General features: G+C 66.3%; 8 protein-coding genes. 5 read left to right on the forward strand and 3 right to left on the reverse strand.

All coding sequences use genetic code 11. The features are described from left to right. The first annotated feature begins 22 nt into the window (after nt 1–22). The 5 genes from Q6D67_RS16615 to Q6D67_RS16635 all read left to right on the forward strand — a co-directional run bounded on the left by Q6D67_RS16615 (nt 23) and on the right by Q6D67_RS16635 (nt 8,527). Nucleotides 23–2,716 (forward strand): PD-(D/E)XK nuclease family protein, encoded by a 2,694-nt coding sequence (locus tag Q6D67_RS16615; protein ID WP_304706794.1) that lies wholly within the window; start codon nt 23–25, stop codon nt 2,714–2,716. Beyond that, nucleotides 2,713–5,865: an exodeoxyribonuclease V subunit beta gene (locus tag Q6D67_RS16620; protein ID WP_304706795.1), complete on the forward strand. Its 3,153-nt coding sequence runs from the start codon at nt 2,713–2,715 to the stop codon at nt 5,863–5,865. Before Q6D67_RS16615 ends, Q6D67_RS16620 begins: the two co-directional genes overlap by 4 nt. Before the next feature lie 86 nt (nt 5,866–5,951). Further along, nucleotides 5,952–6,926: a hypothetical protein gene (locus Q6D67_RS16625; protein ID WP_304706796.1), complete on the forward strand. Its 975-nt coding sequence runs from the start codon at nt 5,952–5,954 to the stop codon at nt 6,924–6,926. A gap of 26 nt (nt 6,927–6,952) precedes the next feature. After that, nucleotides 6,953–7,384 carry an MAPEG family protein gene (locus tag Q6D67_RS16630; RefSeq protein WP_304706797.1) on the forward strand — a complete coding sequence of 144 codons (432 nt, stop codon included), beginning with the start codon at nt 6,953–6,955 and terminating at the stop codon, nt 7,382–7,384. Then, entirely contained in the window at nt 7,385–8,527 is a 1,143-nt protein-coding gene (locus Q6D67_RS16635; RefSeq protein ID WP_304706798.1) for an MltA domain-containing protein, read from the forward strand. Between the two features lie 63 nt (nt 8,528–8,590). Here Q6D67_RS16635 and katG read toward each other — a convergent pair whose 3' ends face one another. From katG to Q6D67_RS16650, 3 genes are all read right to left on the reverse strand, one after another. Further along, nucleotides 8,591–10,813 (reverse strand): catalase/peroxidase HPI, encoded by a 2,223-nt coding sequence (gene katG / locus Q6D67_RS16640; protein WP_304706820.1) that lies wholly within the window; start codon nt 10,811–10,813, stop codon nt 8,591–8,593. Nucleotides 10,814–10,975: 162 nt separating this feature from the next. Further along, nucleotides 10,976–12,283: an MFS transporter gene (locus tag Q6D67_RS16645; RefSeq protein ID WP_304706799.1), complete on the reverse strand. Its 1,308-nt coding sequence runs from the start codon at nt 12,281–12,283 to the stop codon at nt 10,976–10,978. A 98-nt stretch (nt 12,284–12,381) separates the two neighbouring features. Next, a complete protein-coding gene (locus Q6D67_RS16650; protein WP_304706800.1) occupies nt 12,382–13,572 on the reverse strand; it encodes a multidrug effflux MFS transporter in 1,191 nt (396 codons plus the stop codon). Nucleotides 13,573–13,695 lie beyond the last annotated feature (123 nt).

The raw sequence follows: 13,695 nt of genomic DNA on the forward strand, positions 1-13,695 counted from the left end.
CAGCCTGCAACGAGAACCTTTCATGGCCGCAGCCGCGCCCGGCCCGCTTGTCATCACGCTCAGCCTGGCGGGGGATGGACCGCAACCCGTGCCCACAGCGCCCGCGTTGGGTCGGGCGAGCCTGGGGCCCGGCGCCATGTTGCGCGCGCTGGAAACCCGGCTCGGCATTCCCGCCACTGACACACCCTTCAGCACCCGCCTGATCCAGTATCTCGCCTGCGTCGATCAGTGCGACCACCCCGCCGCTTTCTACCATGCTTCCTGGCAGGCAGACCCGTTTGCGGTGGCCCGCAGCCTGCTGCAGTGGCGGGACCAGTGGTACCTGGCCGGCTGGAGCGGCAGTTTTGCCAGCGCTGGGCCGGGGCGCCTGGCCGACATGGCGGCCATTGAAGAAGTGGCCGCCAGCGCCGTAGAACCCGGCCTGGGCCAGCGCTTGCAGCGGGTGCTGGAGCTCCTGCCCACGCACAATCCGGCTATCGCGGCGGTGCACCTGCTGGACCCGCTCGGGGATTTCCCGCCGCTCTGGCAGCGCCTGCTGCGGGCGCTGCCGACAGACCTGACCGAGGCTGCCGAGCCCGGCGCCCAGGGAGCCGCGGGCAGTGACCTGAGGCGGGTGCAGGAGCGGCTGCTGGCCGCCGGCTCCGAGCGCGCCAAAGTCAGGTTGACCGGGGATGGCAGCCTGCGGGTGCTGACCGCGGATTCCCCCCGCGGTAGCGCACCGCTGGTTGCGCGGCTGGTCCGCCAGCAGCTCGCGGCCAACCCCGGGGCCACACTCGCGGTCCTCGCCGAACAGCGCGGTGACCAGTTGGACGAGGCGCTGGAAGCCAGCGGCGGCGCACGCCTGGGTTTCGGCAGCGCCTCGCCCTGGCGGCCGGTATTCCAGCTGCTGCCGCTGGCCTGTGAACTGCTGTGGCAGCCGCTGAATCCAACCGCCCTGTTCCAGTTCCTGTCCCATCCAGTGGGGCCACTGCCGCAGCCCGTGCGGCGGACCCTGGCGCGCACCGTGGCGGCGGTGCCCGGCATCGGCAGCCCGGCCTGGGAAAGCGCGGTGGCCGACTGCCTTGCGGCGGCCGAAGATGGCCAGATTCTGGAGGAAGCCATTGCCTTCTGGCTGCAGCCGGAACGGTTCGCGCCGGACAGCGGGGTACCGGGGGCGCAGCTCGCGGCCCGCGCCCGGCGGGTGGCCGAGTGGCTGTTGCGGGCCCGCGAAGCCAGCACGGACCCGGCCCAGCACACCCTGTACAACACCGCCATCAACCAGGCCCAGGAACTGGTGAAGGCGATTGAACGTCTCGCGGCAGCCGGCCGCGACCGGCTGACCCGGGACAATGTCCTGCGTCTGATCGAGGACGTGCGAGGCAGCGGCAGCGCGGTGACCGATCGCTGTGCGCAGACCGCGCCCGGAGCAGGCAACGCCCTCGCCACCGGCCAGGCCGGGAGTTTCACGGCGCCGGTGGATCGGGTGCTGTGGTGGGACTGCCAGGCCTCCGACCGGGTCCAGCGCTGGCCCTGGTCCCGGCGCGAGTGCGCGGCCCTGGAGGCCGCCGGGGTCAATCTGCACAGCGAGGCGGCGCGGCTGGACTGGCTGGGCCGGGCCTGGCAGCGGCCCCTGCTCAGTGCCCGCGCGCAATGCACCCTGGTGCTGCACAGTGATGCCGCGCAGCACCACCCGGTGTGGGATCTGTTGAGCAGTATCTGCGACGGCCTGCCTGTACTCGCGGCAGCGGACCCGGGAAGCGCGGCGCTGCTGCAACTCCCGCACAGTCCGTTGCCGGCACGTACACTGCCGCCCCTGGCCCGCTGGTGGCAACTGCCCGCTGGCACCGCGATACCCGCGCGCGAAGCGGAATCCTATTCCTCCCTGGACGCCTGGATTCACAGCCCCTATCAATGGCTGCTGCGCTACGGCGCACGGATCCAGCCGGGTTCCCTGGCCAGCGTCAGCGATGGTTCCACCCTGAAAGGCAATCTCGCCCACCGCCTGCTGGAACTGTATTTCCGGGCCCACCCGGAGGTGCAGACAATCAGGGGCAATGATATCGCCGCCTGGGTGGACACTCACTGCTACCCGCTGCTGGAACAGGAGGGAGCACTGCTGCTGGAAGCCGGACGCCAGGCCGAGTGCGAGCGCTTCATCACCGTGCTGCAGGAGGGCCTGGTGGCGCTGGTGGCGCACCTGCAGGAGGCCGGAGTCGTGGCGGTGCAAATGGAACAGGAACTGCAGGGCAGCTTTACCGGCGGCAAGCTGACCGGATCCATCGACCTGCTGGCCCTCACCGGCGACGGCCGCGAGGCCGTGGTCGACATCAAATGGGGCGGACGCAAATACCGGCGCCAGTCCCTGCTCGACGGCAGCTTCCTGCAGCTGGCGGTATACGCGCAGTTGCGGCGGGCAGCGGGCGCCAGCCACAGCCCCTGCCTGAGCTATTTCATCGTCAGCGATGCGCACATGCTGAGCCTGAACCACACTTTCTTCCCCGGGGCGGAGAATGTCACACCGTCGGCTGACACCAGCCCCGCGGACTACTGGCACCGCTTCGAGCACACCTGGCACTGGCGCAGGGCCCAGTTTGACCGCGGCCTGGTCGAAGTCACGGTGGCCGGCACCGAACCCGACGCCGGCTCCAGCCCCGGCGAGGACGGGCTGCCCATACCAGACACCAGCGACAGCTTCAGCGACTACCGGGCGCTGACCGGCTGGGATGACAACGCGTGAGCGCCAGGATCCACTTCATCAGCGCCGGCGCCGGCAGCGGCAAGACCTTTCGCCTCACCGGGGAGCTGCGCGACCGCCTCGCCGCGGGGCAGGTGCAACCCGCCGGTGTGATCGCCACCACCTTTACCCGGCTGGCGGCCGGCGAGCTGCAGGAGCGCGTGCGCCGGGCGCTGATTGAAGCCGGCGAGCACGGCACTGCCCTGCGCATGGAGCAGGCCCTGATCGGCACCGTCAACGGGGTCTGTGGTGAACTGCTGCGGCGCTTCGCCTTCGAGGCCGGCATGCCCCCGGAACAGCAGGTAATCGACGAAGCCCAGGGCAACGTGCTGTTCTACCAGGCCATGGAGCAGGCCCTGGCCGGCGCCCGGCCGCGCCTGCGTAAAATGAACGCCTTGAGCCACCGGCTGCAGATCGTGGACCAGCGCAGTCGCCAGCAACTCTGGCGCCAGGAAGTCAAAAAGATTGTCGACGCGGCCCGGGCCAACAACCAGTCCGCCGCGGATATCCGCGACCTCGGCAGCGCCAGTGCCGCCGCCCTGTTGGCGCACTTCCCCACCGCGACCGCGCGGGACCTGAACGCCGAGCTGCTGGCTGCGGTCAACCACGCCCTGTTCGAACTCGATACCGACCACGACCGTACCCAGGCCACAGCGGATTATCTGTCGCGCCTGCAGCAGGCCCAGGCGGCGTTGATCAAGCGCACCCTGACCTGGCCCGAGTGGATCGGCCTGGCCAAGGGCAAGACCGGGGCCAAATCCCGCGCCATCGCCGAACCGGTGAGCGCGGTCGCGGCTCAATTTGAGCAGCACCCGCAGCTGCAGGCGGACCTGCGGGACTTCTGCAGCGAGGTCTTCGCCATTGCCGCCGCCAGCCTGGATACCTACCAGCAGCTGAAAAACCGCAAGGGGCTGATCGATTTTGTCGACCAGGAGCAGTGCCTCTACCAGCTGCTGGACCACCCGGAGGTGGCGGCTGTGCTGCGCGAGGAGTTGCAGCTACTGCTGGTGGACGAGTTCCAGGACACCAGCCCGATCCAGCTGGCGCTGTTCCTGAAGCTGTCAACGCTGGCGGACGATGTCATCTGGGTCGGCGACATCAAGCAGTCCATCTACGGGTTCAGGGGTGCGGATCCGGCGCTGATGGATGCGGTGGTCGCGCGGATCGGGGAACAGGGTTCGGCGCCCGAGGTGCTGCCCCAGTCCTGGCGCTCCACCCCCGCTCTGGTGGCCTACAGCAACGCCCTGTTTGCGCCCGCCTTTGCCGACACCCTGACGGCGGAACGGGTGACCCTGCAGCCCGCCCGGCCGGCGGCGGAGGTTCCCCCCGGGCCCGCAGTGGAATGCTGGCACCTCGAGGGGCGCAACAAACCCGAACGGGCCGCCGCACTGGCGGCCGGGGTGCAGGCGCTGCTGGCCAGCGGGCGCCAGGTGTGCGACAAGGACAGCCGGCAACTGCGCGCCATTCGCTGTCGCGATATCGCCATACTCTGCCGCACCCACAGCAATCTCGCTGCCATCGCGGCGGCGCTGGCAACGGCGCGATTGCCGCTCCGCTACCAGCGCCCGGGGCTGCTGGCGACCCCCGAAGGCTGCCTGGCCATGGCCTGCCTGCGGCGCCTGATCGACCCGGCGGACACCCTGGCCTCGGCGGAAATCATCAGCCTTACCGAGTGCAGCAACCCGGAACACTGGCTCAGTGAACGGCTGGCCTGGCTGGCGGACCCGGAGGCAATGCCCCACCGCTGGCGCGAAGATGGCACTACCGGCCCGCTGTCGGCACTGGCCGAAGCCCGCGCCCGGGTGCGTTTCCTGACCCCGGTGGAAACCCTGCGCCTGGCGCTGGATGCGGGCGAGGTGGCACAGTCAGTGCACCGCTGGGGGCCCACCAGCCAGCGCAGCCAGCACCGGCTCAACAACCTCGCAGCGCTGCTGGCCCACGCCGAAGACTACCTGGAGCAGTGCCGGGCCCAGCGCGAACCGGCCACCGCCAGCGGCCTGGTGCTGTGGCTGCAGGCGCTGGCGGACGCCGAGGAAGATACCCAGGCCAACGGCGGCGACGAAGACGCCATCCAGCTGGTCACCCACCACGGCGCCAAGGGCCTGGAGTGGCCGCTGGTTATTGCCATGGATCTGGCCAGTGAACTGAAACCGCGGCTGTGGGGCCTGACGGTGCTGCCTTCGGTGCAGCCGGTGAGCCTGGATGATCCACTGGCCGGGCGCAGCCTGCGTTACTGGCCGGCATTTTTCGGCAACAACAGCACCGGCATCGCGGTGCTGGACACCATCGACGCCAGCCCCGAGGGGCAGGCCGCACTGGCGCGGGAAATCCAGGAGGCGAAACGGCTGCTGTACGTGAGCCTGACCCGGCCGCGGGATGCCCTGATCCTGACCCGGGAGGGCAAGAGCAGTGGCGGGCCGTGGATGGACACCCTGGGCGCGGAGTGGATGCTGCCCACCTGCGAAGAACTGCCCTTGCCTGACGGGCCCACCATTGCGGCGCGCTTTCTGGCACTCGCGGCGGACAATCACCTGCCGTTGCAATCCCCTTACCAGCCCGAGTGGCCGGACACCCCTGCCCCCGAGCCGACGCTGCTGCCCCTGCGCCAGAGCCCGTCCGCCTTCCCGCCCCTGGCGGACGCGAGAATTGGCGAGGAAATAACGCTGGGCGAGCGACTGCCGCTGGAGCGCAACTTTGACCCGGCCACACTGGGTTCGGCCCTGCACGCGGTGATCGCCTGCCGTCTGCTGGGGCACGCGGACAGCGCGCGCATTCTCGCCGAGCACGGGGTGGAAGAAATCATTTCCAGCGCCGCCGCCGACCAGTGCAGCGACCGCCTGCTCGCTGCGGTGGCAAAGCGCTTCCAGCCGACCGCTCTCTATCCCGAGCACCCGGTCCGCTTCATCAATAGCGACGGCCAGATCGTCGACGGCTGGATCGACCTGCTGCTGGAAACCCCGGAGGGCTACATCATCATCGACCACAAGGCTTCACCGCGGGCCCGCGGCGACTGGCAGGAGGTCGCGCTCGGCTATTCCGGCCAGCTCCGGGCCTACGCCGAGGGCGTGACCCGCGCCAGCGGCAGACCGGTGCTGGCAACCTGGATCCATTTCGGCGTCACCGGGGGCCTGGTCGAAGTGTGTCTGCCATGAGCACTGGACAACTCTGCTTGACGCCCCGCGTCGGCATCGGGTCTACTCCGTGAAAAATCCAATAAAGCCTGTGGGGAAAACCGCGCATGAAAGACTTCAATATCGGAGAAATCATCGGCCTGCTGCTGCGCACCACGCCGTTCCTGATTTTTCGCTTTCTGATCTACTTCGGCATTACCCTGGGCTACGTCCTGGTGACCGGGACCGGCGCGGGCATGGGCTATGGCATCGGCGCCATCGCCGGTGACAGCGCTGCCGGCGGCATGTACGGCGGCATTGCCGGCTTCGCCATCGCCGGTGCGATCATGTACTTCCTGCGCGAATACCTGCTCTACATGGTCAAGGCCGGGCATATCGCGGTGCTGGTGGAGCTGCTGGAAGGCAAGGAACTGCCCGGCGGGCGCTCCCAGATCGACCACGCACAGCAGGTGGTGCGCGAGCGGTTCGCGGAATCCTCGGTGCTGTTCGGCCTCGACCAGCTGATCAAGGGCATCCTCAAATCCTTCAACCGGATTTTCTTCACCGTCGCCACCCTGCTGCCGATTCCCGGCGCCGGGGGCCTGGTCAAGTTCCTGAACACCGTGCTCAATCTGTCGCTGACCTATCTCGATGAAGTGATCCTGGCCTACAACATTCACACCCGCGCGGAGAATCCCTGGGACGGCAGCAAGACGGCGCTGGTTCTGTACGCGCAGAACTACAAGGCCTTCCTGAAAAACGCCTTCTGGCTGGCCTTCCTGATCTGGGGCCTGACCCTGGTGATCTTCCTGCTGATTCTGGCTCCGGTGGCTGCCCTGGTCGCCTGGTTCCCGGGCGCCGCCGGCCCGCTCAGCCTGGTGATTGCGCTGGTCTTTGCCTGGGGCATCAAGCAGGCGGTGATTGAACCCTTCGCCATGACCGCGCTGATGCAGGTGTTTTTCAAGGTCACCCAGGGGCAGCAGGCCAACCCCGAGTGGGAAGCAAAACTGGACAGCGCCTCCGGCAAATTCCGTGAACTCAAGGACAAGGCCGCGAACTGGCACAAGCCCAACGCGCCGGCCGCCGAAACCTCTCAAGTCTGAACCTCCACTTAGCAAAGGACGAAACAATGACAACAGCAATCCTCGCCCCCGCCGCCCTGCTCGCAGCCTGGTCTCTGGTCATCCTGACCTGGATGGCAGCTACCCGCCTGCCCGCCCTGAGCAAGGCGGGTCTCGACCTGGCCAAACCGATGCCCGGCGGGCGCCGCGGGGCGGACCTTGAAGGCGTCTTGCCGGACAGCGTCAACTGGAAGGCGCACAACTATACCCACCTGCATGAGCAGCCCACCGTGTTCTATGCCCTGTGCGGCATCCTCGCCATCAGCGGTGCCGGCACCGGCCTGGCGCTGCAGCTGGCCTGGGCCTATCTCGGCTTGCGGATCGCCCACAGCCTGGTGCAGGTCACCATCAACTACGTGCCGGTGCGCTTTTTGCTGTTCCTGGTGTCGTCGCTGGTCCTGGCGGGCATGACGTACTTTGCCATCACGGCAACGCTGTAGGTGAGTGCCCGCCTGACGTCACTGTACCGCCTCGCCTCCATCGCCGCGCTGCTGCTGGCCGGTGGCAACGCCTGCGCCAGCCCGGCCTTCAGCCCGGCCACCACGCTACCCGCGGGGCAATGGGCGGGGCACAGCGCGGAACTGTGTGAAGTCGCCGCGGCAACCGCGGACTACCTCGCGCGGGGCAGGGCCTACGACCCGGCCGCCATTCACGGCGGTACCAGCGCGCTGTTGCAAACGTCGCCACAGCGGATCCGGGAAACCCTGGAGTTCGTCTGTGCAGTGCAGCAGCAGGATCAGGCCCGCGGCCAACCCTCCCGCCTCAGCGACCCGGCCTTTATCCAACAACATTTCGAGCTCCTGCGCTGGCACCCGGACCGGGCCAGGGCCGCCACCCTGGCGGCCGGTAAACCGCTGCTGCAGCGGCTGCCCGAAGACCGGCTGCTGCTGACCAAGTACTACGTGCGGGTGGCGGATGGCAGCGCCCAACAGAGCGCAGCCACGCCCCACGCACTCTACGGCCTGCCCTTCGATGAGGCCGAGTTGCCGCTGGCGGAAGCCGACGCGCAGCGCGACAGCATCACCCGCTATCGCTACGGCAAGCAGCGCGTGGTGGCGCTGGAGACCAGCCCCGAAAGCGCCAACAAGATGGCTGCCCTGGCCCCGCCCCTGATCTGGCTCAGCCGCGCTGATCTGGAAGGCGCCTTGCTGCAGGGTACCGCGGTGGTCGAAGACGAACGCGGACAGCGCCGCTACTTCAACGTGCACCGCAACAACGGCGTGGCCTACGACCGCAGCCGCAAGCCCGAGGCGCAAGAGCGTTACTGGTATTTCAAGGAAGTGCCCGGGGTCCTCGGCTACGGCAAGGATGCGGACTACAAGATTCCGGTAAGGCCGCTGGTCACCGTGGCCGGCGATATTTTCCAGCTCGGCCTCGGTCGCCTGGTGCTGCTGCGGGCGGAGGAAGCGGGCCAGCCCACCTTTCGCCTGACCGTGCTCGCCGACACCGGCGGCGCCTTCCACGACAACCTCTACCAGCTGGACTGGCTCAGCGGCTACTACCGCGGCTGGGACGACTACCACGCGGCCAACCGCCAGATCAGCGACTATGCGGAAGCGTGGCTGCTGCTCAAGCGGCAGTAATCCCCGCCCATAAAAAAACGGCGGTGCATTACGCGCCGCCGTTATAGCTTGCTGCCAGTTCGATCAGGTATCGAAGCGGTCCAGGGTCATGACCTTGGTCCACGCCTCCACGAAGTCCTCAACGAACCTCTCCCCGGCGTCGTCCGTCGCGTAAAATTCCGCGACTGCGCGCAGCTCGGAGTTGGAACCGAACACCAGATCCACCGGAGTGGCGGTCCACTTGCGCTCGCCGGAGCTGCGGTCGATGCCTACGTAGAGACCTTCCGTATCGTCTGACTTGCGCCACTCGGTGGACATGTCGAGCAGATTCACGAAGAAGTCATTGCTCAGCTCACCCGGCTGGTCGGTGAAGACCCCGTGGTCAGCGTCGCCTGCGTTGGCGTCCAGGGCCCGCAGGCCACCCACCAGCACCGTCATTTCCGGTACCGTGAGCGTCAGCAGGTTGGCACGATCCACCAGCATCTCCGCCGGCGAAAGGTGGTTGCCCTCGCCGAAGTAGTTGCGGAAACCGTCTGCGGTGGGTTCCAGTACGGCGAAGGACTCCACGTCCGTCAGCTCCTGGGTGGTATCGGTACGCCCGGGAATGAAGGGCACCTTCACCTCGTGGCCCGCCTGCTTCGCTGCCTGTTCAATCGCAGCGGCGCCGCCAAGTACGATCAGGTCCGCCAGGGACACCTGCTTCTTGCCACCGCGCTGGGCCTTGTTGAAGTCGCTCTGGATTTTCTCCAGACGGGTCAACACTTTCTCCAGCTCCGCCGGGTGATTCACCGCCCAGTTTTTCTGCGGCTCAAGGCGAATGCGCGCACCGTTGGCGCCACCGCGCATGTCGGTGCCGCGGAAGGTGGCAGCGGAGGCCCATGCAGTCCGGACCAGTTCACCGGTGCTGAGACCCGATTTCAGGATCTCTGACTTCAGCCTGGCAATGTCGCGGTCGTTGACCAGATTGTAGTCAGCTTCCGGCACCGGATCCTGCCACAACAGGTCTTCATCGGGGAGGTTGTCGCCGACATAGCGGGCACGGGGACCCATGTCACGGTGAGTCAGCTTGAACCAGGCCTTGGCAAAGGCTTCCTCGAACTCCTGGGGGTTCTCCAGGAAGCGCTGGGAAATCTCGCGATAGCTCGGATCGACCTTCAGCGAGATATCAGTGGTAAACATGATCGGCTGGTGGGCCTTGCCCTCGACGTGGGCATCCGGCACGGTATTGGCCGCCTGGTTGTCCACGGGCACCCACTGCACGGCACCGGCGGGGCTGCGGGTCTGCTCCCACTCAAACGCGAACAGGTTGCTCAGGTAAAGCATGCTCCATTGAGTAGGGGTCGCAGTCCAGGCGCCTTCCAGGCCACTGGTGACGGTGTCTTCCGCGTTGCCCTTGCCGCACTTGTTGGTCCAGCCGAAACCCTGCTCTTCCATCCCCGTGGCAGCGGGCTCCGGGCCAGTACAGTCGTCCGGCTTGTGCGCGCCGTGGGCCTTGCCGAAGCTGTGACCACCGGCAATCAGGGCCACGGTCTCTTCATCGTTCATCGCCATGCGGCCGAAGGTTTCGCGAATGTCCGTGGCAGCCAGCAGCGGGTCGGGCTTGCCGTTGGGGCCTTCCGGGTTGACGTAGATCAGGCCCATTTGCACCGCGGCCAGGGGGTTGTCGAGCTTGCGGTCGCCTTTGTAGCGCTCGTCTCCAAGGAATTCGGTCTCGGGGCCCCAGTACACCAGGTCGGGCTCCCAGTCGTCTTCGCGACCGCCGGCAAAGCCATAGGTCTCAAAGCCCATGGACTCCAGGGCCACGTTGCCGGTAAGGACCATGAGATCGGCCCAGGACAGACTGCTGCCATATTTCTGCTTCACCGGCCACAGGAGGCGGCGAGCCTTGTCCAGGTTGGCGTTGTCCGGCCAGCTGTTGAGGGGATCAAAACGCTGCTGGCCACCACCGGCACCGCCGCGGCCGTCAGCCACGCGGTAGGTTCCGGCGCTGTGCCACGCCATGCGGATGAAGAACGGGCCGTAATGGCCGTAGTCCGCGGGCCACCAGTCCTGGGAGGTGGTCATCAGCGCTTCGATATCTTTTTTAACCTCATCCAGATCCAGTTTGGCAAACGCTGCTGCGTAATCAAAGTCTTCGCCCAGCGGATTGGACTCCGGGCCGTGGGCTCGCAGGGGCGACAGATTCAGCTGTTCCGGCCACCAGAACTGGTTTGGCTTGGGTTCCATGGCCAGTGAACTGCCGGCGTGCAGGAGCGACGAGGTGGCGATCGCCACCGCCGCAACCAGGGGTAATGTTTTCTTCTTCATCATTGCAAAGCCTCTCTATGCGAGTGAACTTGTTGTCTGTTTGCCCAGTGGTAAAGGTGTCGTGTATCAATATCACACACCACTTAAGGCTACCTTAGCCGCAAAGTTTTGCAAATCACACTTAAACCGAAGTTTACATTCCATAAAACTGAACATGGTCCGTCAATCCTCCACCCGCTTGAGATCCCCCGGGAAATGCACTCCCGCGCGCCAGTAGTGGAACGCGGCCCAGAGATTGGCCATGGAGCAGATCAACAGCGCCCAGCGCAGGGAATCCACGCCGTAATGCGGCGCCAGCAGGTCGCTGAGCACCCCCACCACCGAGGGCCCGAAGGCGAGGCCGACAATGTTGATCACGAACAACAGAATGGCCGCCGCGACACTGCGCATGCGCAGACCCACCAGGGTCTGGGTCTGGGCGAACGTGGTGGCCTGGTAGAAGTTGCCCAGCAGCACGGGGATGATCAGAAACAGCAGGGCAAAGGTCACCGAGTCGGAAAGGAACACGCCCACCCCGGCCGGCACGGCGATCAACAGCGCCACCGCCACCACCCACAGATACCAGCGCGCGTCGCGTTCACCGAACCGGTCCGCGAGCCGCCCGCCGAGGACGATGCCGATGCCCCCGGGAATGCCGAAGATCAAGCCCAGCCAGGTGCCGATCTCGCCGGAAGACAGTCCGTGGCTGCGCGCAAGAAACGCCGCCGCCCAGGAAATCAGCCCGTAGCCGACGAACGCGGAGATACCGCCGCCCAGGGCCATGTGGATAAAGGACCTGCGGCCCAGCAGGTAGCGGAATACGGCGCCGATGGCGGGCTGCTGCGCGCCTGGGTCCGCCGTGGCCCGCTGCTCGGACATGCCCCGGTCCGGCTCGCGCACCGTGAAACGGATCAACAGCGCCAGCACGATGCCGGGAATGCCGACCACGAAGAACGCCACCCGCCAGCCAAACCACTCGTTCATCCAGCCGCCGACAAAAAAGCCGAACAGAATGCCGACAGGAATGCCCAGGGAGTAGATGCCCAGCGCAGTCGCGCGCTGATTGGGGGGATAGTAGTCCGCCAGCATGGAATGCGCCGGCGGCGAGCAGCCCGCCTCGCCCACGCCGACGCCAATGCGGTAGGCCAGTAACTGCCAGTAGTTCTGGGCCAGGCCCTGGGCCGCGGTGAACACGCTCCAGATGCCCACTGCGGCGGCAATCAGGTTGCGGCGGTTGGCGCGGTCGGCGTAACGGGCGATGGGAATACCCATCAGCGTGTAGAACACGGCGAAGGCGAGCCCGGTCAGCAGGCCCATGGCGGTATCCCCGACCCCGAGCTCCAACCGGATCGGTTCCACCAGAATGCCGAGAATCTGCCGGTCGATAAAATTGAAGGTGTAGGCAATAACCAGAATGGTCAGCACGTAGCGACGCGTGCCGGCGCCAAAGGATTCCGACGGCGCCACGGCACCCGGGCGGATATCTGTCAAGACGGCTTCTCCCTGCAGTGTTATAGATTATGTGCTGGTGGAGTTGCGATACTCGCGCTCTGCACAATACCTGTGACGGTCCGTCAGGGGAAGAGCGTTCAGGCCATGGCGTGGCTACTGGTGCCGCGCAGGGCCATAAACCCCAGGCTCACCAGGGAACAGGCGAACATGCACAGAGTCACGGCCAGCAGAGTTTGCGGTAACAGCGTGCTGAGCCCGCTGGCGATGCCACCCAGGCTGAAAGTGGCGGTGCCCATCAGGGCTGCTGCCGAACCGCTGCTGGCCGGGAAATATTCCAGGAAGCCGGCCTGGTTGTTGGGGCTCATGGCGCCCAGGGCACCGGCGTAAAGCATCATCCCCGGCAGGAACGCGAACACCGGGCCATCCAGCAGGGCAACCCCCAGCAACCAGACCGCGGCCGCTGCCTGGGCCACGGTAGCGCCACGGAGGATCTGTAGCGAAGGCATGCTGTTTAGAAGCACGCGGTTCAGCAGGTTGCAGCCGAACATGGCGACAATGTTGCAGGCGAACAACAGGGCGAAGGCATCGCGCGATTGCCCGTAATGGACCTGATAGATGAAGGCGGACCAGGTTACAAAGATGATCAGGCCACCGAAGCCCGCGGTCTGCCAGCCGATATGCGGCAGCGCCCGGCGCTCGCTCAGTACCCCCAGGTACCGTGCCACCATGCTGATACCGCCCGGCCCAACCGGCGGCCGGCGCGGCCCCTTGAACACCGTGACCGTTAACAGCGGCAGCAGCAACAGGGCGTAGATACCGAGAAAGACGAAGATGATCCCCCAGTCACCGAGGCGCAGCAGCAGCGTGCCGATGGTCGGGGCGATCGCCGGCGCCACGATGGCCACCAGGCCGATCATCGAGAACAGCTTGGCGGCCTGCAGTCCGTTTACCCGATCGCGGACCAGGGCCGGTATGGAGACCGCGGTGAAGCCGCCGCCGAGAGCCTGCACCACCCGGCCCAGCAGCAGCGATTCAATGGTCTGTGCCTGGGAGAGAAAGAAGCTGGCGCCGGCAAACAGCAGCAGCCCCGTGACCAGCACCCGGCGGCGCCCGAAGCGGTCAGACAGCGCGCCGCCCACCAGTTGCCCCAGGGCTATCGCGAACATATAGACCGAAATGGACAGGGAAACCACGTTGATTTTCACGCCCATGGCGGCCGCAATGTCGGGAAACGCGGGCAAATAAGTGTCGATGGCGAAGGGCCCGAGCATCATGGTGAAGCCAAGGGCAAACACGATCGCCAGCGGCGTATGCTGGGACTGGGTCATGCGGGTTCCGGATGGTGTTCAGCGAACCCACCCGCAGGGGTGGGCCAAAAGCCAACAGTATAGCACGCTCGAAAAACTCACTATCTGGAGATTCAGCAACAAATGCCTTGTATACGCAGGACC

The sequence above is a fragment of the Haliea sp. E1-2-M8 genome (assembly GCF_030649675.1).
Classification (GTDB): domain Bacteria; phylum Pseudomonadota; class Gammaproteobacteria; order Pseudomonadales; family Halieaceae; genus Haliea.